The organism is Pseudomonas poae (assembly GCF_001439785.1).
GTDB classification, from domain to species: Bacteria; Pseudomonadota; Gammaproteobacteria; order Pseudomonadales; family Pseudomonadaceae; genus Aquipseudomonas; species Aquipseudomonas poae.
Genome location: NZ_JYLI01000017.1, coordinates 66,871 through 91,572 on the forward strand (window position 1 = coordinate 66,871; position 24,702 = coordinate 91,572).

The window sequence follows — 24,702 nt, forward strand, 5'->3', positions numbered from 1 at the left end:
CTCAGGGATTGGTATGACGGGTGCGCGAGGTAAATCGTTCAGCGATTTCCGCGTTAAGTACGGCTCAAAAATGGAATGCGGTCAAAAATGTGGAGCGGGCTTGCTCGCGAATGCAGTGGGTCAGCAACATATCCAGCAACTGACACTCCGCCTTCGCGAGCAAGCCCGCTCCTACAGGGGATTTGTACTGAATTCTCTATTTCTGCGCCCCATCCTCATGCTGCAGATTGGCCTGAGTAATGTTCACCCCCGCCGGCACACTGCGCGTCAGCCACACATTGCCGCCGATGGTCGAACCCTTGCCGATGGTGATGCGTCCCAGGATGGTCGCCCCGGCATAGATCACCACATCGTCCTCCACGATCGGATGCCTTGGATGCCCTTTCTGCAACTGCCCGTCTTCGTCCGCCGGAAAGCGCTTGGCGCCCAGCGTCACCGCCTGGTAGATGCGCACGCGCTCACCGATGATTGCAGTTTCACCAATCACCACCCCCGTGCCGTGATCGATAAAGAAGCTCGGGCCGATCTGCGCGCCGGGGTGGATGTCGATGCCGGTGGCCGAGTGGGCGATTTCTGCGCTGATCCGTGCCAGCAACGGCAAACCGGCGCGGTATAGGTGATGCGCCAGGCGATGGTGAATCACCGCCAGAATGCCGGGATAGCACAGCAGCACTTCGTCGACGCTGCGTGCGGCCGGGTCGCCGTGGTAGGCGGCCAGCACGTCGGTGTCCAGGAGGCTTCGCAGGGACGGCAAGGCCAAGGCAAAATCCTGGATCAGACGGATGGCATGGGCATCGATCTGGCTGTCGTCCTGCCCGCCCTGGCGCGCGGCATAACGAAGCTCGAGGCGCGCCTGCGCAAGCAACGCGTTCAGCGCCACGTCCAGGGTGTGACCGACGTAGAAATCTTCACTTTCCTCACGCAGATCCACCGGCCCCAGGCGCATCGGAAACAACGCACCGCACAAGGCTTCGAGGATCTGCGCCACCGCCTCGCGCGACGGCAGTTCACGCCCGCCATGCTCGCCGCTCAACCGGCCATTGCGCGTGCGCCACTGGTCGCGGGCGCTGCGCAGCTGGCTGACGATGGTCTGTAATTGCCAATGACTGGAACGCTCACTCACGGTCTTCACTCCTTACGTAATGGCCGCCACTTTACGGTATGCGCACCGCCCGCCCTTAAGAACCAATGGTGTGATGCCAAGCACTATCGGCTATAAGCGATTGACGGTTGCCTGCGCAAAAGTGCCTGCCTATAGTCGGCCCATCCCACAGCAACCGTGCGCACTTATGATCAAGCAACAGCTCGACCGCTTTAACCGCCTGGACCTGCTGGGCGGCGCCACCGCCCTGGAGAAACTCGAACGGCTGTCGACGTGGCTTGGCCGCGACGTCTACGTCAAGCGCGACGACACCACACCACTGGCCATGGGCGGCAACAAACTGCGCAAGCTCGAATACCTCGCCGCCGATGCCATCGCCCAGGGCGCCGACACCCTCGTTACCGCTGGCGCCATTCAGTCCAACCACGTACGCCAGACCGCCGCACTGGCCGCCAAGCTAGGCTTGGGCTGCGTCGCCCTGCTGGAAAACCCCACCGGCACCGAAGACCCCAACTACCTTGGCAACGGCAACCGACTGCTGCTCGAACTGTTCGACGCCAAGGTGGAGCTGGTTGAAAACCTCGATAACGTCGACGACCAACTCAATGCCCTCGCCGACCGCCTGCGCAGCAATGGCAAGAAGCCGTATCTGGTGCCCATCGGCGGCTCCAACGCGCTGGGCGCCTTGGGCTACGTTAGGGCAGGTCTGGAGTTGGCCGCGCAGATCGACGCCAGCGGCATCGACTTCGCCGCCGTGGTGCTGGCCTCCGGCAGCGCCGGCACCCACAGCGGCCTCGCGTTGGCCTTGAGCGAAGCCTTGCCTGACCTGCCGGTGGTCGGTGTGACCGTCTCGCGCAGCGACGAAACCCAACGCCCGAAAGTGCAGGGCCTGGCCGAACGCACCGCCGAGTTGCTGGGTGTGGCTTTGCCGGACGCGTTCAAAGTGATCCTGTGGGACGAATATTTCGGCCCGCGCTACGGCGAGCCGAATGCGGGCACGTTGTCAGCGATCAAACTTTTGGCCAGCCAGGAAGGTCTGTTGCTAGACCCGGTGTACACCGGCAAGGCCATGGCCGGCTTGCTGGACGGCATCGGGCGCCAACGGTTTGAGGACGGGCCGATCATCTTCCTGCATACCGGCGGGGCACCGGCGCTGTTTGCCTATGACTGCGTATTTGATTGAGTCCACTTTAAAATTTTCTATATTCAAAAATAGAATATCTGGATTGATTTATATTATTTTCAAGTCTTAAAAACCGGCCTTATAGTCGCGCGCTTTAAGGCAGGATACGACCACTGCGTCACCTGCTTCGCTCACCATAAAAACACAGGGGCTCTTCATGACTATTTCCGCATTGCGTCGCACATTACTGGTTGGCACTTTGGGCCTGGCGTTGGGCGCCGGTCTGCTCGGCCAGGCGGTTGCCGGTGAGCAATTGGGCAACATCAAGAAAGCGGGCGAGATCAAGATCGGCCTGGAAGGCACCTACCCGCCGTTCAGTTTTGTCGATGAAAGCGGCAAGCTCACCGGTTTCGAGGTTGAGCTGTCCGAAGCCCTCGCCAAAGAGCTGGGCGTGAAGGTCAAGCTGCAGGCCACGCCATGGGATGGCATCCTCGCCGCCCTTGAATCCAAACGCCTGGACGCCGTGGTCAACCAGGTGACCATTTCCGAAGAACGCAAGAAAAAATACGATTTCTCCAAGCCTTACACCATCTCCGGTATCCAGGCGCTGGTGCTGAAGAAGAACGCCGGCGAGATCAAGACCGCCGCCGACCTGGCTGGCAAGAAAGTCGGTGTGGGCCTGGGCACCAACTACGAACAATGGCTCAAGGACAATCAACCCAAAGCCATCATCAAGACTTACAACGATGACCCAACCAAGTTCCAGGACCTGCGCATCGGCCGCATCGACGCGATCCTGATCGACCGCCTGGCTGCGCTGGAATATGCCAAGAAAGCCCCGGACACCGCCGCTGCGGGCGATGCGTTCTCGCGCCAGGAGTCGGGCATTGCCCTGCGCAAAGGCGAGCCTGAATTGCTCGAGGCAGTGAACACCGCCCTCGACAAGCTGCGCGCCGACGGCACCTTGAAAAAGCTGTCCGAGAAGTACTTCAACGCTGACGTCACTCAATAATGGAAGCAGGTTTCCAACTCGCGCTGGACTCCGCGCCCTTTCTGCTCAAGGGCGCGTACTACACGGTCATTCTCAGCCTGGGCGGGATGTTCTTCGGTTTGCTGCTGGGCTTCGGCCTGGCCTTGATGCGCCTCTCGCGCTTCAAGCTGCTCAGTTGGACTGCCCGCGTCTACGTGTCGTTCTTTCGCGGCACGCCCTTGCTGGTGCAGCTGTTCTTGATCTACTACGGCTTGCCGCAAGTGGGCATCGAGCTGGATCCGATCCCCGCAGCCATGATCGGTTTTTCGCTGAACATGGCCGCTTACGCCTGTGAAATCCTGCGGGCCGCCATTGCGTCCATCGAGCGGGGCCAGTGGGAGGCCGCCGCCAGCATCGGCATGACCCGCGCGCAGACCCTGCGCCGGGCCATCCTGCCGCAGGCGATGCGTACCGCCTTGCCGCCGTTGGGCAACAGTTTCATTTCGCTGGTCAAGGACACCGCGCTGGCTGCCACCATCCAGGTCCCCGAGCTGTTTCGCCAGGCGCAACTGGTGTCGGCGCGCACCTTCGAAATCTTCACCATGTACCTGTCCGCGGCCCTGATCTACTGGATACTGGCCAGCATCCTGGCGCATTTTCAAAATCGCCTGGAAGACCGGGTCAACCGGCATGACCTGGAGTCTTGAAACATGATCGTGGTTGAAAAGCTGACCAAACAATTCAACGCTCAGGTGGTGCTCAACGGCATCGACCTTGAGGTCAAGGCCGGTGAAGTCGTGGCCATCATCGGCCCCAGCGGTTCGGGCAAGACCACCTTTCTGCGCTGCCTGAATTTCCTCGAAGAACCCACCAGCGGCCGTATCAAGGTGGGCGACGTCGAGATCGACGGCAGCAAACCGCTCAATCAGCAACAGGGCCTGGTGCGACGTCTTCGTCAGCACGTGGGTTTCGTGTTCCAGAACTTCAACCTGTTCCCCCACCGCACAGCGCTGGAAAACGTCATCGAAGGTCCCATCGTGGTCAAAAAGATGCCACGGGAGGCTGCCACCGAGCTGGGCCGCACGCTGCTGGCCAAGGTTGGCCTGGCAGGCAAGGAAGACGCCTACCCACGGCGCCTGTCCGGCGGTCAGCAACAGCGCGTGGCGATTGCACGGGCGCTGGCCATGGAGCCGGAAGTGATTCTGTTTGACGAACCCACCTCGGCCCTCGACCCGGAACTGGTGGGTGAAGTACTGGCGACCATTCGCAGCCTCGCCGAAGAAAACCGCACACTGGTCATCGTCACCCACGAAATGAGCTTTGCCCGCGATGTGGCCAACCGAGTGATTTTTTTCGACAAGGGCGTGATCGTCGAACAGGGCGAAGCCAAGGCGCTGTTTGCCAACCCCAAGGAAGAACGCACCCGCCAGTTCCTGAGCAAATTCCTCGCCCACTGACACGCTCAGGCAATCCCATCCCTGTGACGAGCAGGCTTGTTGTGGCGAGCAGGCTTGTTGTGGCGAGCAGGCTTGTCCTGCGTTGGGCTGCGCAGCAGCCCCAAAACCAGGCCGCTGAGCCGTATCAGGTACACCGCGTTTTGCTGGACGGGCGGCGCTTCGCACCCCAACGCGGGACAAGCCCGCTCGCCACAATAAGCCCACACCTTTTCCTTAACTGAACCGCATTGGGACAAGCCCGCTCGCCACATTGGTGCAGCCTCGCACCCTACAGCGCTTCTACAATCCTCTGGGTAAAACACCCCGCCGCATCCACGCAAAAAACCCCATCCCGGTCAGACCCTTCTGAATCCGCAGCGCCCCGCCGTTTAGCCTTTTGCCTCCATTGACTGGCCTTGCCCAACCCTCTTATCTAACGCCCAGAGGATTGGATCCTATCCCGGCTATTTACTGAATCGTTCCTTTCGGCCCGCTTGCGCACCCGCGCCAATGGCTCGGAACGATCGCTGCTGGCTGCATCAAGGAGATGACTTATGACGCGCACCGCAACCCCGGCCATGCTGACCGCCCCGACCTTGCCCCAGGCTCTTCGAAACGGCATCAATGCCCACGCCGCCGCCCAACTGCAGGTCGATATCGCCCCCTACCCCGGGATGGAGGAAGGTGACCTGATCGAGCTGTTCTGGAACAACTGCTTCGCCGCCTCACGACGGATAACCGCATGCCGCATCGGCCAGCCCACCCGCCTGCGCATTCCGCAAAGCTTCGTGCTCGATGGCCCCGCACACGTGCATTACCAGGTCATGCAGATCGGCCACGGCCCGGCGCGCTCGGCCACCACCCAGGTACGCGTCAAGACCGACTGCCCAGGTGGACAACCGCCCGCCGTATACAGCGACGAAAACCAAAACCTCGCCCCGGTCGGCCTGCCCGAGACGATCCGTCGCCAGGGTGTCAACAGCCGCCAGGTGCACCGCGGCGTTCCCCTGACCATCGAGCCGTACCCCAACATGAGCAGCGGCGATGCGATCACCCTCCGCTGGGGCGACGTGCGCATGGACCTGCCCAAAGTCACCGCCAAGGGCGTCGGCCTGGCCGTGCAGGTGTGGGTACCGTCGAGCGTGATTATCGAAGGCGGCGACGACTGCCGGCTGGAGGTGACCTACTGCGTGCTGGACCGCGTCGGCAACAATTCGCGCTGGGCCCCCACCCGCACTCTGCGCATTGCCCCGCTGCTGCCCACCCGCCCGGCGACGGCCACGCCGGTCTATCAGCCCCGGCCGCTCGGCTAACCCTCAAACCTTGTGATCGCCCTTCTATGCATATTCCCAAAAGTTAGTTTATTTAAATATTTAACAAGTTTAGGGTATATGCACCGGACCACCGGACATTCCTGATTTTTCTGTTTTATTTCATTGAATGCGAGGTCGGTATGATCAAGATTACCCCGGTGCGTAACGCCAGGGCATTACGTGCAGCCAAGGAGCGGCGCTGATGTCTAACTTGGCTGCAACACCCCCCCAAAGTGATCTGGACGAAGCCCCCCTGCTGTTGCCGGCCGCCGTGCTGCGCAACGATGCAGAGGCGTTGAGCGCCGCCCACACGTTGGCCCAGGCGGCGCGCCAGCACGCCGCCAAGCGTGACCAACAACGCCAGTTGCCGTGGGCGCAGCTTGAACAGTTCACCCGCAGTGGCCTGGGCAGTATTTCCATCCCCCGCGAATACGGCGGCCCCCAAGTGTCCTTCGTGACCCTGGCCGAAGTGTTCGCGATCATCAGCGCGGCCGACCCGGCCCTGGGGCAGATCCCGCAGAACCATTTCGGCATCCTGCACTTGGTGCAGGGCACCGCCACGCCGCCGCAGAAAAAGCAGCTGTTCCAGAGCGTCCTCGACGGTTGGCGCATCGGCAACGGCGGCCCTGAACGCGGCACCCAAAACACCCTTGAACTCAAGGCGCGCATCACCGCCAAGGGCAACGGCTACGTGGTCAGCGGGCAGAAGTTTTATTCCACCGGCGCGCTGTTTGCGCACTGGGTCGCGATCAAGGCGCTGAACGATGACGGCAAACAGGTTCTGGCGTTTGTGCGCCGTGGCAGCGAAGGGCTGCGCATCATCGATGACTGGTCCGGCTTTGGTCAGCGCACCACCGCCAGCGGCACCGTATTGCTCGACGAGGTGGCAGTGGACGCTGAGCTGGTCATCGACAACTGGCGCATCGGCGAAAGCCCGAATATCCAGGGCGCTGTCTCGCAACTGATCCAGGCCGCCATCGATGCCGGCATCGCCCGGGGTGCGCTCGACGACACCATTGCGTTCGTACGCGAACGCTCGCGGCCGTGGATCGACGCCAAGGTCGAGCGCGCCAGTGACGACCTGTACGTGATCGCCGATATCGGCAAGCTGAAAATCGAACTGCACGCCGCCCAAGCGCTGCTGCGCAAAGCCGGCCGGGTGCTGGATGAAGTCAGCGCCGCGCCGATCACCGCGCAGTCCGCCGCACGCGCGTCCATCGCAGTGGCCGAGGCCAAAGTGCTGACCACCGAAGTGGCGCTGCTGGTCAGCGAAAAGCTCTTTGAACTGGCCGGCAGCCGCGCGACGCTGGCCGAATTCAACCTTGACCGCCACTGGCGCAACGCCCGGGTGCACACCCTGCACGACCCGGTGCGCTGGAAGTACCACGCCATCGGCGCCTATCGCTTGAACGGCACCCTGCCGGCTCGCCACTCCTGGATTTGACCATGACCCTTTCCCATCACGTCGCGGTCATCACCAGCGACGAGCAAGCCCTGATTGTCGCCAGCGACCTGGCCGAAGACTTTCGCCGCGACAGCGCCCAGCGCGACCGCGAACGCCGCCTGCCGCTGCCCGAGCTGGACGCGTTCTCGCGCTCGGGCCTGTGGGGCATCAGCGTGCCCCGCGAGTACGGCGGCGCGGGCGTGTCCAATGTCACCCTGGCCAAGGTTATCGCGCTGATCGCCCAGGCCGATGCCTCCCTGGGCCAGATTCCGCAAAACCACTTCTATGCGCTGCAAGTGCTGCGCGTGAATGGCAGCCCCGAGCAGCAGCAACGCCTGTACGCCGAGGTGCTGGCCGGCCAGCGTTTCGGTAACGCGCTGGCCGAACTGGGCACCAAAACCGCCCATGATCGCGTCACCCGGCTCACCCGCGACGGCGACGGATTCCGTATCACCGGCCGCAAGTTCTACGCCACCGGCGCGCTCTACGCCCAGCGCATCCCCACCTCCGTGGTGGATGAGCACAGCGTGCAGCAATTGGCCTTTGTGCCACGCGACAGCCAGGGCCTCAGCGTGATCGACGACTGGAGCGGCTTCGGCCAGCGCACCACCGGCAGCGGCTCGGTGGTGTTCGATAACGTGTGGGTCGCCGCCCGCGACGTCATCCCTTTCCAGAGCGCCTTCGAGCGCCCGACCACCGTCGGCCCGCTGGCGCAGATCCTTCACGCCGCCATCGACACCGGCATCGCTCGCGCTGCCTTTGAAGATGCGCTGCACTTTGTGCGCACCAAGACCCGCCCGTGGATCGACGCCGGCAACGACAAGGCCAGCGAAGACCCACTGACCTTGAAGAGCTTCGGCCACCTGAGCATCCGCCTGCACGCGGCCGAGGCACTGCTTGAACGGGCCGGCGAATGCCTCGACCGCGCCCAGGCCGACAGCAATGCCGAGACGGTCGCCGCCGCCTCGATTGCGGTGGCCGAAGCGCGTGCCCTGAGCACAGAAATATCCCTGGCTGCCGGCAGCACCCTGTTCGAGCTCGCCGGCAGCCAGGCCACCCTGGCCGAGCATGGCCTTGACCGTCACTGGCGCAATGCGCGGGTACACACCCTGCACGACCCGGTGCGCTGGAAGTATCACGCGGTAGGCAATTACTACCTCAACGATGAAAACCCGCCGCTGCGGGGGACCCTCTGATGGCGAAGAAAAAGATCCTGCTCAATGCCTTCAACATGAACTGCATCGGGCATATCAACCACGGCCTGTGGACCCATCCACGGGACACCTCCACCCACTACAAAACCATCGAGTACTGGACCGACCTGGCAAAAACCCTGGAACGCGGTTTGTTCGACGGCCTGTTCATTGCCGATATCGTTGGCGTGTACGACGTCTACCAGCATTGCATCGACGTGCCGCTCAAGGAGTCGATCCAGTTGCCAGTCAACGACCCGTTGCTGCTGGTGTCGGCCATGGCGGCAGTCACCCGAAACCTCGGCTTCGGCCTCACCGCCAACCTCACCTACGAGCCGCCGTACCTGTTCGCCCGGCGCATGTCGACGCTGGATCACCTGAGCCGTGGCCGGGTGGGCTGGAACATCGTCACCGGCTACCTCGACAGTGCGGCCAAGGCCATGGGCCTGACTGAACAGGTCGAGCATGACCGCCGTTACGACCAGGCCGATGAGTACCTGCAAGTGCTCTACAAACTCTGGGAAGGCAGCTGGGAAGACGACGCCGTGCTCAACGATCCGGCGCAACGGATCTATGCCCAGCCGGGCAAGGTGCACAAGGTCGAGCACCACGGCGAGTTCTACCAGGTGGAAGGCTATCACCTGTGCGAGCCGTCGCCGCAGCGCACGCCGGTGCTGTTCCAGGCTGGCAGTTCGGACCGTGGCCTGCTGTTCGCCGGGCGCCATGCCGAGTGCGTGTTCATCAGCGGCCAGACCAGGGCCGCGACCAAGGCGCAGGTGGACAAGGTGCGCGCCAGTGCGGTGCAAGCCGGGCGCAATGCGCAGGACATCAAGGTGTTCATGGGCCTCAATGTGATCGTCGGCGCCACCGAGGAGCTGGCCTGGGCCAAGCACGCCGAGTACCTGAGCTACGCCAGCGCGGAGGCCGGCGTGGCGCATTTCGCCGCGTCCACTGCGATTGATTTTGCCGAATACGAACTGGACGAACCGATCCAGTACGTGAAGAGCAACGCCATCCAGTCGGCCAGCAAAACCCTGCAGAACAACGACTGGACCCGGCGCAAGTTACTGGAGCAGCACGCTCTGGGCGGTCGCTACATCACCCTGGTGGGCTCGCCGGAACAGGTGGCCGATGAGCTGGAATTGTGGATCAGCGAAACCGGGCTGGATGGTTTCAACCTGACCCGAATCGTCACGCCGGAAAGCTATGTGGATTTCATTGACCTGGTGGTGCCGGAGTTGCAGAAGCGCGGCTCGTACAAGACCGAATACGAGACCGGCACGCTGCGCGAAAAAGTCTTCCACGCCAGCGCCCGCCTTCCCAAACAACACACCGGCTCCACCTACCGCCACTGAATTGGAAATGTGGGAGGTGGCAGACCCCCTCCCACAGTAGATCTTCATTGTTTGCACCTACACCTCATGACTGGAAATCGACCATGAAAAAAACGCTGCGCTCCCACCCAGTCAAAGCACTGGCCCTGGCCTTCGGCTTGATCAGCTCGACAGTGTTCGCCGCCGATACGCCGCTCAAGGTCGGCACCACCGCCGCCTTCGCCATTCCCCTTGAGGCCGCCGTTGCCGAAGCCGGCAAGCAGGGTCTGAACGTCGAGCTGGTGGAATTCTCTGACTGGATCGCGCCCAACGTCAGCCTGGCCGCCGGCGACATCGACGTGAACTACTTCCAGCACATTCCTTTTCTGGAAAACGCCAAGGCCGCCGCAGGTTTCGACCTGGTGCCGTACGCGCCGGGCATCATCAATAATGTCGGGCTGTATTCGAAAAAATACAAAACCATTGCAGAGCTGCCCCAGGGCGCCAGCGTGGCGATTGCCAACGACCCGATCAACAGCGGTCGTGGCCTGCAACTACTGGCCAAGGCCGGGCTGATCACCCTCAAGCCGGGCGTAGGCTACAAGGCCACCGAAGAAGACATCGTCAGCAACCCGAAAAAGCTGAAGATCCTGCAAGTGGAAGCCGTGCAACTGGTGCGCGCCTATGACGACGCCGACCTGGTGCAGGGCTACCCGGCGTATATCCGCCTGTCCAAGACCTTCGATGCCGAGTCGGCATTGCTGTTCGACGGCCTGGACCACCCGGAATACGTGATCCAGTTCGTGATCCAGCCCAAGAGCAAAACCGACCCGCGCGTGATCAAGGTCGTCGACATTTACCAGCATTCGCCCGTGGTGCGCGCCGCCCTGGATAAATCCCTCGGCACGCTCTACCAGGTAGGCTGGGAAGGTAAACAATGAGCGCCGCCAATGCCCGACTTCGCGACCTGGACATACCGCCCAGGGACGCCGAACAGACCCAGCTGCACCCTGAACTGAACCGCGCCCATGTGCGTTTCATCAACCTGGGCAAGACCTACGACGGCACCGTGCAGGCCCTGCACGGCATCGACCTGGCGATCCAGCACGGCGAGGTGTTCGGCATCATCGGCCGCAGCGGCGCCGGCAAATCCTCGCTGATTCGCACCATCAACCGTCTGGAACAGCCAAGCAGCGGGCGCGTGCTGATCGATCAGGTGGACATCGGCGACTTCGACGAAGACCGCCTGGTGGCGCTGCGCAGGCGCATCGGCATGATCTTCCAGCACTTCAACCTGATGTCGGCCAAGACCGTGTGGCAGAACGTCGAACTGCCACTCAAGGTGGCCGGTATCCCCAAGCCGCAGCGCGAGCAAAAGGTGCGCGAGCTGCTGGAACTGGTGGGCTTGCAGGACAAGCACAAGGCCTACCCGGCGCAACTGTCCGGCGGACAAAAGCAGCGCGTGGGCATCGCCCGTTCGCTGGTGCACGACCCCGAGATACTGCTGTGCGACGAGGCCACCTCGGCCCTCGACCCGGAAACCACTCAGTCGATCCTCGCCCTGCTGCGTGAGATCAACCGCCGCCTGGGCCTGACCATTGTGCTGATCACCCACGAAATGGCGGTGATCCGCGACATTTGCGACCGCGTGGTGGTGCTCGAGCACGGCAAAATCGTCGAGCAAGGCCCGGTGTGGCAAGTGTTCGGCAGCCCGCAACATACGGTGAGCCAGACCCTGCTGGCGCCGTTGCAGCATGCTTTGCCGCAGGAACTGCAAAGCCGTTTGCAACCGACGCAGGTATCGGCAGACGCGGCCGTGGTGCTGCGTTTGCAGTTCACCGGCAGCGCCACCGACGAACCGGACCTGGCCGCGCTGTTCGGCGCCCTCGGCGGGCGCGTGCGCTTGCTGCAGGGCGGCGTGGAGCGAATTCAGGGCCATGCCCTGGGGCAATTGCTGCTGGCGGTGAATGGCTCGGCTCATAGCGCCGAAGAACTGCGTAACCGCGCCGCGAACTGGGCGCAACAGGCGCAGGTGCTGGGCTATGTGGTTTGATCGTTTGGTGCAGGGTGCCATCGACACCTTGTTGATGGTCGGCGTGTCGTCACTGATCGCATTGCTGGTGGGCATTCCGCTTGCGGTGTTCCTGGTGACCAGCGACAAGGGCGGGATCTATCAGGCCCCGGCCTTGAACCGCGTGCTGGGGGCGTTCGTCAATCTGTTCCGCTCGATTCCGTTTCTGATTCTGATGGTGGCGCTCATCCCCTTCACTCGCCTTATCGTCGGCACCACCTACGGCGTCTGGGCCGCCGTGGTGCCACTGACCATCGCCGCTACGCCGTTTTTTGCACGGATCGCCGAGGTGAGTCTGCGTGAGGTCGATCACGGCCTGATCGAAGCCGCACAGGCCATGGGGTGCAGGCGCTGGCACATCATCCGGCACGTGCTGTTGCCGGAGGCGTTGCCGGGCATCGTCGGCGGGTTCACGATTACCCTGGTGACGATGATCAACTCATCGGCCATGGCCGGGGCGATTGGCGCCGGTGGCTTGGGCGACATTGCCTACCGCTACGGGTATCAGCGCTTTGACACGCAGATCATGCTGACCGTGATTGTGCTGCTGGTGGTGCTGGTGACGGTGATTCAGTTGGGTGGAGATCGGTTGGCGCGGGTGCTCGACAAGCGCTGAATGGCAAGGGTCTGCATCGCCTTGTGGGCGATGCAACCACTCGTCGCCACTGTCAATTCTGACAGTAGATTCAATTAACCTCACAAGCGCTTCATTCACCTTGCCCGTTGCGCAGCCAGTGCGCGACTCAACCCAGCAAGGTGATGGTTATGACCACTCCAACTCAATTACTCCCCACGCCGCCCTATTCGGTCTATCCCGCCATACCGTTAACCGCTACCCCTTACCCGGAAGCCTCGGAGTGGGGTCTGGGCCGGCGCGAGACGGACCCTAATGCCCTGTTTGCCTTTGAAAATTGGCAGGCGTCCGTTCCAAACGACAGCTTCGCGATCTATTGGGGCACTTCGCCGATACCTGTGGCTCAGGACATCGTCAAGAACATTGCCAATCGCTATAACCTGACGATCCCAGGTACAAAAATTCCCGAAGGCGAATCCGATGTAGTTGGCGAAGTAACGCGCGCTGCCAGCGGGCAACTGGAAGCTTCATTTCCTCAACTTTATCTGGTCAAGACCCAGCGCCCCGGCGGACTCACTTTCTGGGCTTCAGAGCACTACCACCGCGGGTTGCACCTGACGATCGATGGTTTGCCGGATGGCTCGATCATTAATCAGGCCAATACCCAGATCGGGCTGTGGTGCCTGATCAAACCGTACGAAAACATTCGCAAGAACGACACCATTACAGTCGCCTATGGCGCATCCACCATCGATCATATTGTCAGCCCCGCCGAGGCCGCGGGGACGGCGCCGATTCGCATCTTTATCAGCCCACAGGTGATCAAGCAGGGCAATCAGTTCGGTCCGGTTGGTGTGGCGTTCATGGTACGAGACGTGGTGAACAACGTCTCCGGGGAGACGTACGCGTACTCCAAGCCCTATATTCTGGAGAGTGAGCTGGACGTCACTCTGCTCAGGCCGCCGGCGTTCATGCTCGACGGTGTCGTAAAGTCCACGGTCGACCTTGATCAACCCAGCGCGCAGCGCTACGAAGCACAGGTCACTTTGCCTGTAGACCCTCTGGCCCCTACCCCCCCTAACCAGATCGTACTGGTCGTGACGGTGACGCAGAACACCCAATCCGGCACGTCCTCGCGCACCGTGCGCCTGCCTGCCGTTACCGACAAGAACCAGGGCTCGGAAATCCTCGCGATCCCCACCGACCTCATCGCCTCGATGACCGACGGCACCCTGCGCATGTTTGTCGAGTGGCAAGCCGCTGATGGCACGCTGCTGAATCGCTCGGGCAGCACAGTGGTGAGGGTCGTGGGCACCGCTGCACTGGTTCTCCCGGCACCCGCGTTCGAAAACAAGCCCGGGCCTCGGACGATCGCCCCGGAGAACTATCCGAACGGTGCCGTTGTGGCAGTGAAGTACCAGGGCATGAACTCTACCCACGTGATCAGCCTCAACTGGACCTTTGCCAATGGTTCCAGCGCCGCTATTCCGGTGCAGACGGGCAACGCCAGCGGTACTGTTCTCTTCAACATCAGCCCGCAACTTATTTCTCAAAGCATGGGCCAGGTTGTCAACTTGAGTTACGAAGTGACGACGAACATCAAAACATCCGTGTCGGGCAACCAGCAACTGAAGGTTCAAGGTAAAGAACTGGTCAACGACACCAGTACGTTTGCCGACGGTTCCTATGCCGGCTGGGAGCGGGGCCCTGCAGGAGCGGACCCACGAAACCTGAAATTCGTGAACGATAATGGAAAGCTGATCCTGTTCAACAATACGTTCACTAATAAATCGGCGGGTGTCTTGCTTAAAAAGCGCTTCACGAATCTTCGTGCAGGCACCACCTATGTATTCAGTGTGCAAGTCAGTCGGTGGAGTGAAGATTTCGCCTACCCGATTGGTTTTCTGCAAACGAGCCAGGGCGAGAAGACCACTCCACTGACGATTACGACGGATTACCCCTACTTCCAGTCGATGTCACTGTCCTTTGTCGCTCAAGGTACCGACATTGACCTCATGTATGTCAGCGACCAGGATAGCGGCGTCGGCAATGACTACGTCCTGCGCAACTTTGTGGTGGAGCGAACCTAGCTTTTCAACGTGACGACACCTCGATGCATTTGAGCGGAACAGGCGCAGAGGCTGTTCCGTTTTTATTTAGGGCGCCGCCGTGGCGTATAGTCACGCTCTTAGCCACCACGCCGAAGCCCCCACCGTGAAACTCGCCCCTGACGACCTCGACCAGATCACCTCCACCACCCTGGGCCATTACAACCAGGTGGCCGAGGACTTTCGCGAAGGCACCCGCGACCACGATGTGAGCCAGAATATCGAAGCGCTGCTGCGCCACATCCAGGGCAATGCGCCGTTCACCCTGCTGGATTTTGGCTGCGGGCCGGGGCGGGATCTGCAGACGTTTACGCGCATGGGGCATGTCGCCGTCGGCCTGGACGGGTCCGAGCGCTTTGCGCAGATGGCGCGCGAGGACAGCGGCTGCGAGGTCTATCAGCAGGATTTCCTCAAGCTGGAGCTGCCCGCCGCACGCTTCGACGGGATCTTCGCCAATGCGGTGCTGTTTCATATCCCCAAGCAGGAATTGCCGCGCGTGCTCACGCAGTTGCATGGCGCGTTGAAGCCGGGCGGCGTGTTGTTCAGCTCCAACCCGCGCGGGAACAACCGTGAAGGCTGGAATGGGCCGCGCTATGGTTCCTATCACGACCTGCAGGCGTGGCAATCCTTGCTGACCACAGCCGGTTTTGTGGAACTGGAACATTACTACCGCCCGGCCGGGCTACCCCGCGATCAGCAACCGTGGCTGGCGAGCGTCTGGCGCAAAGCTTAAGACCACCAGCGCGGGCAAGCCCGCTCGCCACAATAAGCCCACACATTTTCCTTAACTGAACGGCATTAAGGCTCGCCCCGCTCCCACAGAGAGATGCATTCCAACTGTGGGAGCTGGCTTGCCTGCGATGACGGCTTCACAGGCCACACATCCGCATCAGGTCTGGTCCTGCCTGGGCTCGCGAATCTTGTACCAGGCCACATACAGCGCCGGCAAAAACAACAGCGTCAGCAGCGTGGCGATGATGATTCCGCCAATCATCGCGTACGCCATCGGCCCCCAGAACACTTCCCGCGCAATCGGAATCATGCCCAGGCTGGCCGCCGCAGCCGTGAGCAGGATCGGCCGGCGCCGGTGCTCGGTGGCTTCCACCACCGCATCCCACGGCGTGTAGCCGGCCACTTCATATTCATGAATTTGCGTCACCAGAATCACCGAGTTGCGGATGATGATGCCGATCAGCGCCAGAATGCCGAGGATCGCCACAAAGCCCATGGGCGTGCCGGTGGGAATCAGCGCCAGCACCACGCCGATCAGCCCCAGCGGCGCCACGCTGGCCACCAGGAACATCTTCTGCACGCTGTGCAGCTGGATCATCAGGAAGGTCGCCATCAAAAACAGCATCAACGGCACCACCCGGGCAATCGGGCCCTGGGCCTTGCCGCTTTCTTCCACGGTGCCGCCGGTGGCGACCTTATAGCCCACCGGCAGACCGGCGCTGAACGTGTCGATCTCGGGCTTGAGTTGTTTGACCAGGTCGGTCGGCTGTATCTCATCGCGCACCGAGGCCTTGACCGTGATGGTCGGCTTGCGGTCGCGGCGCCACACCAGCGGCTGCTCCAGCTCGTAGCGCACGGTGGCGAACGCCAGCAGCGGAATCGACGTGCCGTTGGGCGTGACAATCTGCAGGTTCTGCAGGGTTTCGGGCGTACCGCGTTCGGCGTCTTCGGCGCGACCGACCACGTTGATCAGGTAGATGTCGTCGTGCACCTGAGTCACCGAGGCACCACTGACCACGCTGTTCATCAGCTGCGCCACGTCTTCCGACGACAGCCCCAACTGCCGCGCCTTGTCCTGGGCAATGTCGATGCGCAGCACTTTGCCCGGCTCGTTCCAGTCGTAGATCATCTCGCCCAGGTGATCGTTCTGGTCAAGCAGGGTTGCCAGTTCGATGGCGTGCTTGCGCACCTGGTCGATGTCCTGGCCCGACACGCGGTACTGAATCGGCCGCCCCACCGGCGGGCCCATTTCCAGCGGCTGCACATAGCTGCCGATGCCGACAAAGTCATCACGCAAACGCTTTTGCAGACGCGCGATCAACGCGCCGCGTTCCTCCAGGCCCTTGCTGACGATCACCAACTGCGCGTAGTACGGGTTTTCCAGTTGCTGGTCGAGGGGCAGGTAGAAACGGATCGCGCCCTGCCCGATGTAGGTGCTCCAGCGCGCGATATCCGGGTCGTCCTTGATGATCGCCTCAAGGCGGTCGACGGCCTTGCGGGTTTCGTTGATCGACGCGTTTTGCGGAAGGTTCAGGTCAACGAGCACTTCCGGACGGTCCGACGACGGGAAAAACTGGTTCTGCACGAACTGCATGGAGAACACCGACGCCACGAACAGCGCGACGGTAATGCCGATGGCCCACCAGCGGTTGCGCATCGCCCACAGCATGCCGCCGTTGAAGGCGCGGCCGATACGCCCCGGCTCACCGTTATGCGGCTTCACATTGGCGCTGAGGATATGCACGCCGATCACCGGCGCAAACAGCACCGCCGCCACCCACGACACCAGCATGGCCACGGCAATCACCGCGAACAGCGTGAACGTGTATTCCCCCGCCGAACTGGCGTTGAGGCCGATGGGCACAAAGCCGGCCACGGTCACCAGCGTACCGGTGAGCATCGGGAACGCCGTGGAGGTGTAGGCGTAGGTCGCCGCCTGCTCCTTGGTTTCGCCTTTTTCCAGGCGCGTGATCATCATCTCCACGGTGATCATCGCGTCGTCCACCAGCAGGCCGAGGGCGATGATCAGCGCGCCCAACGACACGCGCTGCATGGTGATGCCGCTGTATTCCATGAACACGAACACCAGCGCCAGCACCAGCGGAATCGAACACGCCACCACCAGGCCCGCACGCATGCCGAGGCTGATGAAGCTCACCACCAACACGATGATCACCGCTTCGAACAACGCGCTGGTGAAGCCGCCGACGGCTTCTTCCACCACCTCAGCCTGGTCGGACACCTTGTGCACGCCCACGCCCACCGGCAGGTCGGCGGTCAGCTCGTCCATCCGCGTGTGCAGCGCCTTGCCGAACGACTGGATATTGCCGCCCTTCTGCATGGCAATCGCTAGACCGATTGCCGGTTTGCCGTTGAAGCGGAACATCGGCCGCGCGGGGTCGACGTAGCCACGGCTGATCTCGGCGATATCGGCCAGGCGGTAGAAGCGGTCATTGAGGCGCAGGTTGACGTTGGCCAGGTCCTTCTCCGAGGCAAACTGCCCGGAGGTGCGCACGGAAATCCGCTCCGGCCCCGCCTCGATCACCCCGGCGGGCGTCACCGCGTTCTGCGATTGCAGACTTTGCACCACCTGACGCTGATCAACCCCCAACGCCGCGAGTTTGCGCGTGGAGAAATTGAGGTAGATCACTTCGTCCTGCTGGCCGATCATCTCGACCTTGCCCAACCCAGGCACCGCACGGATCTCGGCGCGCACCTGCTCCACATAGTCACGCAGCTGGCGCATCGACAGGCCGTCGCCGGTAAAGGCATACACCGAGCCGAACACGTCACCGAACTCATCGTTGAACGACGGCCCCTGCAACCCCTGGGGGAAGCTGCCACGAATGTCGTCGATCTTCTTGCGCACCTGGTACCAGGTGTCCGGGATGTCCTTGGCGCTGGTGGTGTCCTTGAGGAACACGAACACCGTGGACTCGCCCGGTCGCGTATAGCTTTTCACGTAGTCGAGGGCGTCGAGTTCTTCGAGTTTCTTCTCGATGCGGTCGGTGACCTGTTTGAGGGTTTCTTCCTGGGTCGCGCCCGGCCAGCGCGTCTGGATCACCATGGTCTTGATGGTGAACGAAGGGTCTTCCTCGCGCCCCAGGTTCATGTAAGAAAACACGCCCATCAGCAGCGCGACGAACATCAGGTACCAGACGAAGGACTGATGCTTGAGGGCCCAGTCAGATAAGTTGAAGCTGCGTTTCATCGCGGGCTGTCCTTGTCGATTTTGACTTTCTGCCCGGGTTTCAGGCTGTTCACGCCGGCGATGACGATGCGCTCGCCAGGCTTGACCCCGCCCTTGAGCAGGGCGCTGTCGCTGTCACGGCTGAGCACCGTGACGTCGCGCGGCTGCACCGTCTGGCTCTGGGTGTCGAGCAGCCAGATGCGGGTGGCGCCGTCGACTTCCTGCAAGGCGCTCAGCGGCAGCTCGATACGCGGCGCAATGGCGCTGCTCAAGGTGACGCTGATCGCCGTGCCCAGGCGGAAGGCGGGCGGCGTCTCGGCCAGGGTCAGCCGCGCGCGACGGGTGCGCGTGGCGCTTTGGGCCTGGGGTTCGATCTCGCGCACGATGGCGGTGGTGTTGACGTTGGGGTCGAGCTGCCCCGCCACAATAAACACCACGTCCGCTGGCAGACGCTCGGCGAGGCCCGCCGGCAGGTCGATCACTGCTTCCTTGACGTCCGGGCGGGCCAGGGTCACCACTTGCTGACCGGCCGTCACCACCTGACCCGCCTCGGCGTTCCAGGCGGTGACGATGCCGGCATGGTCGGTGCGCAGCTCGGCGTAGTTGAGCTGGTCCCTGGCCTGGTTGACCGAGGACTGGGCTTGCTCAAGGGTGGCGCGGGTGGTTTTCAGGTCGGTTTGGGCCACATCCAACTGGGCTTGGGCGCCGACGCCACGGTTGAACAGCTCCTGCTGACGGCGCGCGTTGGCCTGGGCATTGATGTATTGCGCCTGCACGCGGGCGAGGTCGCCCTGGGCGGCGCGCAGCTGGTTTTGCTGATCGGTGGGGTCGAGCACGGCGAGCAGAGCGCCCTTCTCCACTTCGGCGCCCACGTCCACGGCGCGCCGCGCAATGCGGCCGGGCACGCGAAAGCCCAAGTTGCTTTCATAGCGGGCCTGGATGGTGCCGGCGAAGCGGCCGAGGGTTTCCTGGTCTTGCGCCTTCACTTGCATTGACAGCACCGGGCGCACCGGCTCGGGCGGCGCTTCTTCCCTGGAACAGGCCGCCAGTAAAAGGCCGGCGGCGAGCAGAACGGTCAGGCGCTTCATGGCTGCGCTCCTGGCTGGGCGATCTCGACGAGCATGCCGGGGTGCAGCAACTGCCCGCCCGCCACCACGACTTTTTCACCGCCCTTGAGGCCGTCGCCAATGATCACCTTGCCGGTGAGGTAGCGCGCAACGCTGACCTTGTGCAACTGCGCCTTGCCGTCGCCGTCCACCAACCATACGGCAGGATCGTTGATGTCTTTGGTCAGGGCCGACCAAGGCAGCTCGACACTCGGCGCGGCCTTGCCCTTGGCGGTCGCGCTCACCACAGAACCCAGCCGCATGCCCTCGGGCAGGCTTTGCAGGGCAATCTTGACTTGCACGGTACCCGTATTGGCGGCCACGGCCGGGGTGACTTCGCGCACCTTGCCCACCGCCTGAATGCTCGGGTTGTCGAGCAGGCTCACGGTGATCGGCGTCTGGGGCGCCGGCTCCACCAGCAGCGATTCATAAACGTTGAACACCGCGTCGCGCTCGCCATCGGTGGCCAGGCTGAAAATCGGCAGCGTGGCCTGCACCACCTGACCCACCTCGGCCTGGCGCGCGGTGATCACACCGGGGGCGTCGGCAATCAGCGCGGTGTAGCTCAGTTGTTCACGGGCATTGGCCAGCTGCGCCTGGGCGGCGGCCAATGCGCTTTGGCTGCCGCGCAAGGCGGCCTGGGCCGAATCGTATTCACTGCGGCTGGTGTAGCCCTTGGGCAGCAGTTTTTCCTGGCGCACGAAGGCGGCGGCGGTCTGCTTGACCCGCGCCTGCTCGGCCACCACCTGAGCCTGGGCCGAATCGACATTGGTCTGCAGATCCTTGGGGTCGAGCCTGGCCAGCACTTGTTTGGCCGTGACCCGGTCGCCCACATCGACCATGCGCTGGATGATCTTGCCGCCGACGCGAAAGGACAGGTCGGTCTGCACACGGGCCTGGATATCGCCGGTCAGGGTGACCGCTGCGGCGAAATCCGCAGGCGCAACGGTTTGCACAAAGACCCGGGAATGCTGCTTGGGCTCGGCGTTTTCTTCACTACAGCCGCTCAATAGGGCCAGTAGACCGAATCCGAAAATACAGGTGGAAATACGACCGCCCATGCAGGCTCCTTTTGCGTGATGCCGACTTGCCAGTGTGTATGCGACTGTGAGCGTAGTTCAGGGTTCCTTATCTGCATGGAGGCTTACATACTCCGATGGTTCCCACGCCGAATGAATCCCCATGCTCAAGACCCTCGCGGTGGCCAACTACCGCTCGATCAATAAGTTGGTGGTGCCGCTTGATCGCTTGAACCTGATCACCGGGCCCAATGGCAGCGGCAAATCCAACCTCTATCGAGCCTTGCGCCTGCTCGCCGAAACCGCGCAGGGCGGGGTGATCAATGCACTGGCCCGCGAGGGTGGACTGGATTCCACGTTCTGGGCCGGGCCGGAGACTATCAGCCGGCGCATGCGCAGTGGCGAGGTGGCGGTCGAGCCCAGCGTGCGCCAGGGCGTCAAACGCCTGCGCCTGGGCTTTACCGCCGAGGATTTCAGCTATGCCATCTCGTTAGGGCTGCCTGAACCCAGTGCGTCGTATTTCTCGCTGGACCCGCAAGTGAAAAAGGAATGCATCTGGGCCGGCCATATCTACCGCCCGGCCAGCTTGCTGGTGCAGCGCTCGGGGCCGATGGTGCGCGCCCGTGAAGGCCGGGCCTGGGATGTGCTGGCCCAGCACACGCCGAATTACCAGAGCCTGTTCGACCAGGTCGGTAGTTTGCGCGGCTCGCCGGAGGTATTGCTGCTGCGCGAGAGTATTCGCGGCTGGCGCTTTTATGATCACTTTCGCAGTGACGTGGATGCGCCGGTCCGCCAGCCGCAACTGGGTACACGCACGCCCGTGCTGCATCACGACGGCCGCGATCTGGCGGCGGCGCTGCAAACCATTCGCGAGATCGGCGACCCCGAGGCGTTGCAGCGCGCGATCAGTGATGCATTTCCCGGCGCGCGGCTGAATATCGAGCCGTTGCAGGGTGGACGCTTCGCCATCGAGTTTTATCAGGACGGGTTGCTGCGGCCATTGTCGGCGGCGGAGTTGTCCGACGGCACCTTGCGCTATCTGCTGCTGATCGCCGCGCTGCTGACACCAAGGCCGCCGAGCATGATGGTGCTGAACGAGCCGGAGACCAGCCTGCATCCGGATTTGCTGCCGGCATTGGCACGCTTGATTATCCAGACATCGCAGCGGTGCCAGGTGTGGGTGGTGTCCCATGCCAGCCGGTTGATTGCCGCACTGGAGCAGGATGAGGGGTGTAACTCGATTGTGTTGGAGAAGGTGATGGGGCAGACGCAAATTGTCGGGGAAGGGATGCTGGATGCGCCAGCGTGGCATTGGCCGGAGTAGTTTTGGCCTGTACAGGCCTCGTCGGGGGCAAGCCTCCTCCCACCGTTTTGATTGGGCTTTAAACAAAAAAACGCCGGCGCTGTAGAAGCCGTCGGCGTTGAAACCTTGAAGGGGTATTGCGTTACATCAGAACGCCGGCAACACCGCGCCGCCGTATTTCTTCTCGATGAAGGCTTTCACTTCCGGGCTGGTCAGCGCCTTGGCCAGTTTCTGGATGGCGTCGCTGTCCTTGTTGTCCGGACGGGCTACCAGGAAGTTCACGTACGGCGATTTGGCGTCCTCGATGATCAGCGCGTCCTTGGCCGGGTTGAGACCGGCTTCCAGGGCGTAGTTGGTGTTGATCAGCGCCAGGTCAACCTGGTCGAGCATGCGTGGCAGCAGGGCCGATTCCAGCTCGCGGAACTTCAGGTGTTTCGGGTTGCTGGCGATGTCTTTTGGTGTGGACAGCGCATTGGTCGGGTCTTTGAGGGTGATCACGCCGTTCTTTTGCAGCAGCAGCAGGGCACGGCCGCTATTGGAACCCTCGTTCGGAATGGCAACCGTGGCGCCGTCCTTGAGGTCTTCGATTTTGGTGATTTTTTTCGAGTAGGCGCCGAAGGGTTCGACATGCACGCCGATCACGGTGACCAGGTTGGTGCCCTTGCCCTTGTTGAAGTTTTCCAGGTACGGCAGGGTCTGGAAGTAGTTGGCGTCCAGACGCTTCTCGGCCACCTGCACGTTAGGCTGTACGTAGTCGGTGAAGACTTTGACCTGCAGGTCGACGCCTTCCTTGGCCAGCGTCGGCTTGACCAGCTCGAGGATCTCGGCGTGCGGCACCGGGGTGGCGGCCACCACCAGTTTCTCGTTGGCCTGGGCAAAGCCGGCAGTCAGGGCAGCCGCCAGTGCGGTAAACAGCAAAACCTTTTTCATGCAGTGTCCTTAATCGAAAGTGCGGGGCGTCTCTGACGACCGTTTTGGGTAAGGTGCCAGCGATGTGCTATCGCTGCGTGAAGCGGACAATACCGATATTTTTTATTCCCGAACAATATCTTTTATTCACGTTGATATGCCATTTTGCTCATGCAGGAATTTACGCAAGGTTTCCTGTTCTGCAGGGCCGGCGTTCTGGTAAATCCGTCGCAGTTGCTCCAGCGGTGAACCGGCCACCGGCAGGTTCAGATGCTCCGGCAGGATTTCGTCGCCGCTGCTCACCAGTAACGCGAAGTGAATAACGTTTTCCAGCTCACGGGTATTGCCCGGCCAGCTGTGCTGTTCCAGCACGCGCTGGGCGGCCTCGCTGATCAACGGCACCGGCAACTCCAGGCGTTGACTGTAGATGCCAAGAAAATATTCGGCCAGGGACAGGATGTCGCCCACCCGCTCGCGCAGCGCCGGCAACTCCAGCTTGCCTTCGCTCAGGTAATGAAACAGCCGCTCATTGAATTTGCCGGCCGCCACGGCCTGGGCCAGGTCGATGCTGGTGGCCGCCACCAGGCGCACGTCCACCGGGCTGGGCTGCTGGGCGCCGACGCGGGTGACTTCGTGGTTCTCCAGGGCCGCGAGCAGCTTGACCTGGATAGGCAACGGCAGGTCGCCGATCTCATCCAGGTACAAGGTGCCGCCATTGGCCGAACCAAACCAGCCGGCGCGGCTGCTCACCGCGCCGCTGTGGCTGCCGGCGGCATAGCCAAACAGTTCGGCGTCGGCATAAGTCGGGCTGATCGCGCCACAGTTGACCGACACAAACAGCCCGCTGCGATCACTGCCTCGGTGGATATGCCGCGCCAGCAGTTCCTTGCCGCTGCCGGTCTCGCCGCGAATCAACACGGGCAAGGCACGTGGGGCGAGGCTTTCGAGGTCTTCGCGCAGTTGCCGCGAACGCGGATCGACAAACACCAGCGCCTTGGCGCGGATGCTCAGCGGGCTTTTTTCGGCGTCGGGGAAGGTCAGCAATGGCTGGCCGAACGTTTCATGCAGACTCATGGCAGGCTCCCGCCCCAATCCACTCAGGGACGGGGCGTTGAAAAATTTTATGCGCTACGCCGGGCGTGGTGCTCAAGGCGGCTTTGCAGGCGATAGAGGTAGGCGAAACCCTGCTCCCAGCGCTGGTGACCGGACTTCACGTTGATATGCCCGGCACCGGACAAAATGCCCGCTTCGGCCCCCCAGTTGCGGGCCAGCTCCAGCGCACGCGGGGCGCTGACGGCACTGTCGTTGTCGGAACCGACCACCTGACTGGGAAACGGCAGCAGGTCGGTCGGGATCGGCGCGAAGTTGCGCAGGGCCGGCGCACAGGCAGGACGTTCGACGTCCGCCGGGGCCACCAGCAAGGCGCCGCGCACCTGCCGCAAAAAGTGCAGGGGCGCGGTCGCCGCCCAGTGGGCCACGGTAATGCAGCCCAGGCTGTGGGCGATAAGAATCACCGGTGTGCTGTCGGCCGCGATGGCCTCGGCCAGCGCAGCCACCCAGTCTTCACGGCGCGGGGTCAGCCAGTCGGCCTGCTCCACCCGCGCACTGTTGGGCAGGCTGTTCTGCCAGTGACTTTGCCAATGTTCTTCTGGCGATCCTTGCCAGCCCGGCACGATCAGGTAACGAATCGACTCGCTGTGCATGGGCGTGCCCTCCTGCAGCATTTAGCGTTGCTGGACAGTATAGGGACGCGATTTATATCCGTTAAGGAATAAGAAGCTATTTATTAATAACTG

General features: G+C 62.3%; 21 protein-coding genes. 14 read left to right on the plus strand and 7 right to left on the minus strand.

Annotated features, from left to right (window positions below; all coding sequences use genetic code 11):
- Window positions 1-196: 196 nt before the first annotated feature.
- Window positions 197-1,123 carry a serine O-acetyltransferase EpsC gene (gene epsC, locus TU75_RS19415; protein ID WP_060549797.1) on the minus strand — a complete coding sequence of 309 codons (927 nt, stop codon included), beginning with the start codon at window positions 1,121-1,123 and terminating at the stop codon, window positions 197-199.
- A gap of 166 nt (window positions 1,124-1,289) precedes the next feature.
- On the opposite strand from epsC, the gene TU75_RS19420 reads away from it, so the two are divergent.
- The 13 genes from TU75_RS19420 (at window position 1,290) to TU75_RS19480 (ending at window position 15,380) form a co-directional block, all read left to right on the plus strand.
- On the plus strand, window positions 1,290-2,285 hold the full coding sequence (locus TU75_RS19420) for a D-cysteine desulfhydrase (RefSeq protein WP_060549798.1): 996 nt from the start codon (window positions 1,290-1,292) through the stop codon (window positions 2,283-2,285).
- A gap of 157 nt (window positions 2,286-2,442) precedes the next feature.
- The gene (gene tcyJ, locus TU75_RS19425; RefSeq protein WP_003236048.1) at window positions 2,443-3,237 is read left to right on the plus strand and encodes a cystine ABC transporter substrate-binding protein; all 795 of its coding nucleotides are present in this window, start codon (window positions 2,443-2,445) and stop codon (window positions 3,235-3,237) included.
- Window positions 3,237-3,902 carry a cystine ABC transporter permease gene (gene tcyL / locus TU75_RS19430; RefSeq protein WP_003236050.1) on the plus strand — a complete coding sequence of 222 codons (666 nt, stop codon included), beginning with the start codon at window positions 3,237-3,239 and terminating at the stop codon, window positions 3,900-3,902. The genes tcyJ and tcyL overlap by 1 nt, the downstream gene beginning before the upstream one ends.
- 3 nt (window positions 3,903-3,905) lie before the next feature.
- Entirely contained in the window at window positions 3,906-4,652 is a 747-nt protein-coding gene (gene tcyN, locus TU75_RS19435) for an L-cystine ABC transporter ATP-binding protein TcyN (RefSeq protein ID WP_060549799.1), read from the plus strand.
- A gap of 533 nt (window positions 4,653-5,185) precedes the next feature.
- Window positions 5,186-5,944, plus strand: a complete 759-nt coding sequence (locus tag TU75_RS19440; protein WP_060549800.1) for a hypothetical protein — start codon at window positions 5,186-5,188, stop codon at window positions 5,942-5,944.
- Between the two features lie 202 nt (window positions 5,945-6,146).
- A complete protein-coding gene (locus TU75_RS19445) occupies window positions 6,147-7,388 on the plus strand; it encodes an SfnB family sulfur acquisition oxidoreductase (protein WP_060549801.1) in 1,242 nt (413 codons plus the stop codon).
- A gap of 2 nt (window positions 7,389-7,390) precedes the next feature.
- A complete protein-coding gene (locus tag TU75_RS19450; protein WP_060549802.1) occupies window positions 7,391-8,584 on the plus strand; it encodes an SfnB family sulfur acquisition oxidoreductase in 1,194 nt (397 codons plus the stop codon).
- Window positions 8,584-9,936 (plus strand): LLM class flavin-dependent oxidoreductase, encoded by a 1,353-nt coding sequence (locus TU75_RS19455; RefSeq protein WP_060549803.1) that lies wholly within the window; start codon window positions 8,584-8,586, stop codon window positions 9,934-9,936. Before TU75_RS19450 ends, TU75_RS19455 begins: the two co-directional genes overlap by 1 nt.
- An 83-nt stretch (window positions 9,937-10,019) precedes the next feature.
- Entirely contained in the window at window positions 10,020-10,835 is an 816-nt protein-coding gene (locus TU75_RS19460; protein WP_060549804.1) for a MetQ/NlpA family ABC transporter substrate-binding protein, read from the plus strand.
- Window positions 10,832-11,947: a methionine ABC transporter ATP-binding protein gene (locus TU75_RS19465; RefSeq protein WP_060549805.1), complete on the plus strand. Its 1,116-nt coding sequence runs from the start codon at window positions 10,832-10,834 to the stop codon at window positions 11,945-11,947. The genes TU75_RS19460 and TU75_RS19465 overlap by 4 nt, the downstream gene beginning before the upstream one ends.
- A complete protein-coding gene (locus tag TU75_RS19470; protein WP_003236065.1) occupies window positions 11,937-12,581 on the plus strand; it encodes a methionine ABC transporter permease in 645 nt (214 codons plus the stop codon). Before TU75_RS19465 ends, TU75_RS19470 begins: the two co-directional genes overlap by 11 nt.
- Window positions 12,582-12,730: 149 nt before the next feature.
- Window positions 12,731-14,629, plus strand: a complete 1,899-nt coding sequence (locus TU75_RS19475) for a hypothetical protein (RefSeq protein ID WP_060549806.1) — start codon at window positions 12,731-12,733, stop codon at window positions 14,627-14,629.
- A gap of 124 nt (window positions 14,630-14,753) precedes the next feature.
- Complete coding sequence (locus tag TU75_RS19480) at window positions 14,754-15,380, plus strand: class I SAM-dependent methyltransferase (protein ID WP_003236069.1); 627 nt, start codon at window positions 14,754-14,756, stop codon at window positions 15,378-15,380.
- A 156-nt stretch (window positions 15,381-15,536) separates the two neighbouring features.
- On the opposite strand, the gene TU75_RS19485 is transcribed toward TU75_RS19480, so the two are convergent.
- From TU75_RS19485 to TU75_RS19495, 3 genes are read right to left on the minus strand one after another with little or no spacing between them, the layout of a single operon-like run.
- On the minus strand, window positions 15,537-18,590 hold the full coding sequence (locus TU75_RS19485; RefSeq protein ID WP_060549807.1) for an efflux RND transporter permease subunit: 3,054 nt from the start codon (window positions 18,588-18,590) through the stop codon (window positions 15,537-15,539).
- Window positions 18,587-19,657: an efflux RND transporter periplasmic adaptor subunit gene (locus TU75_RS19490; RefSeq protein WP_060549808.1), complete on the minus strand. Its 1,071-nt coding sequence runs from the start codon at window positions 19,655-19,657 to the stop codon at window positions 18,587-18,589. The genes TU75_RS19485 and TU75_RS19490 overlap by 4 nt, the downstream gene beginning before the upstream one ends.
- Window positions 19,654-20,736, minus strand: coding sequence for an efflux RND transporter periplasmic adaptor subunit (locus TU75_RS19495; RefSeq protein WP_060549809.1), 1,083 nt, complete (start codon window positions 20,734-20,736; stop codon window positions 19,654-19,656). Before TU75_RS19495 ends, TU75_RS19490 begins: the two co-directional genes overlap by 4 nt.
- Window positions 20,737-20,857: 121 nt before the next feature.
- Here TU75_RS19495 and TU75_RS19500 point away from each other — a divergent pair, with 121 nt between their 5' ends.
- Entirely contained in the window at window positions 20,858-22,018 is a 1,161-nt protein-coding gene (locus TU75_RS19500; RefSeq protein ID WP_060549810.1) for an AAA family ATPase, read from the plus strand.
- A gap of 126 nt (window positions 22,019-22,144) precedes the next feature.
- Here the strand turns inward: TU75_RS19500 and TU75_RS19505 are convergent, their stop codons facing one another.
- The 3 genes from TU75_RS19505 to TU75_RS19515 all read right to left on the minus strand — a co-directional run bounded on the left by TU75_RS19505 (window position 22,145) and on the right by TU75_RS19515 (window position 24,609).
- Window positions 22,145-22,927: a MetQ/NlpA family ABC transporter substrate-binding protein gene (locus TU75_RS19505; RefSeq protein ID WP_003236078.1), complete on the minus strand. Its 783-nt coding sequence runs from the start codon at window positions 22,925-22,927 to the stop codon at window positions 22,145-22,147.
- 126 nt (window positions 22,928-23,053) lie between these two features.
- A complete protein-coding gene (locus tag TU75_RS19510) occupies window positions 23,054-23,980 on the minus strand; it encodes a sigma 54-interacting transcriptional regulator (RefSeq protein WP_003236079.1) in 927 nt (308 codons plus the stop codon).
- A gap of 47 nt (window positions 23,981-24,027) precedes the next feature.
- Complete coding sequence (locus TU75_RS19515) at window positions 24,028-24,609, minus strand: alpha/beta hydrolase (protein ID WP_003236081.1); 582 nt, start codon at window positions 24,607-24,609, stop codon at window positions 24,028-24,030.
- Between the last annotated feature and the right edge of the window lie 93 nt (window positions 24,610-24,702).

Bases quoted from the DNA above. Each gene is read 5' to 3' on its own strand.
- TU75_RS19420 (WP_060549798.1), top strand. From the start codon at position 1,290: ATGATCAAGCAACAGCTCGACCGCTTTAACCGCCTGGACCTGCTGGGC.
- tcyJ (WP_003236048.1), top strand. From the start codon at position 2,443: ATGACTATTTCCGCATTGCGTCGCACATTACTGGTTGGCACTTTGGGC.
- tcyL (WP_003236050.1), top strand. From the start codon at position 3,237: ATGGAAGCAGGTTTCCAACTCGCGCTGGACTCCGCGCCCTTTCTGCTC.
- tcyN (WP_060549799.1), top strand. From the start codon at position 3,906: ATGATCGTGGTTGAAAAGCTGACCAAACAATTCAACGCTCAGGTGGTG.
- TU75_RS19440 (WP_060549800.1), top strand. From the start codon at position 5,186: ATGACGCGCACCGCAACCCCGGCCATGCTGACCGCCCCGACCTTGCCC.
- TU75_RS19445 (WP_060549801.1), top strand. From the start codon at position 6,147: ATGTCTAACTTGGCTGCAACACCCCCCCAAAGTGATCTGGACGAAGCC.
- TU75_RS19450 (WP_060549802.1), top strand. From the start codon at position 7,391: ATGACCCTTTCCCATCACGTCGCGGTCATCACCAGCGACGAGCAAGCC.
- TU75_RS19455 (WP_060549803.1), top strand. From the start codon at position 8,584: ATGGCGAAGAAAAAGATCCTGCTCAATGCCTTCAACATGAACTGCATC.
- TU75_RS19460 (WP_060549804.1), top strand. From the start codon at position 10,020: ATGAAAAAAACGCTGCGCTCCCACCCAGTCAAAGCACTGGCCCTGGCC.
- TU75_RS19465 (WP_060549805.1), top strand. From the start codon at position 10,832: ATGAGCGCCGCCAATGCCCGACTTCGCGACCTGGACATACCGCCCAGG.
- TU75_RS19470 (WP_003236065.1), top strand. From the start codon at position 11,937: ATGTGGTTTGATCGTTTGGTGCAGGGTGCCATCGACACCTTGTTGATG.
- TU75_RS19475 (WP_060549806.1), top strand. From the start codon at position 12,731: ATGACCACTCCAACTCAATTACTCCCCACGCCGCCCTATTCGGTCTAT.
- TU75_RS19485 (WP_060549807.1), bottom strand. From the start codon at position 18,590: ATGAAACGCAGCTTCAACTTATCTGACTGGGCCCTCAAGCATCAGTCC.
- TU75_RS19490 (WP_060549808.1), bottom strand. From the start codon at position 19,657: ATGAAGCGCCTGACCGTTCTGCTCGCCGCCGGCCTTTTACTGGCGGCC.
- TU75_RS19495 (WP_060549809.1), bottom strand. From the start codon at position 20,736: ATGGGCGGTCGTATTTCCACCTGTATTTTCGGATTCGGTCTACTGGCC.
- TU75_RS19500 (WP_060549810.1), top strand. From the start codon at position 20,858: ATGCTCAAGACCCTCGCGGTGGCCAACTACCGCTCGATCAATAAGTTG.
- TU75_RS19505 (WP_003236078.1), bottom strand. From the start codon at position 22,927: ATGAAAAAGGTTTTGCTGTTTACCGCACTGGCGGCTGCCCTGACTGCC.
- TU75_RS19510 (WP_003236079.1), bottom strand. From the start codon at position 23,980: ATGAGTCTGCATGAAACGTTCGGCCAGCCATTGCTGACCTTCCCCGAC.
- TU75_RS19515 (WP_003236081.1), bottom strand. From the start codon at position 24,609: ATGCACAGCGAGTCGATTCGTTACCTGATCGTGCCGGGCTGGCAAGGA.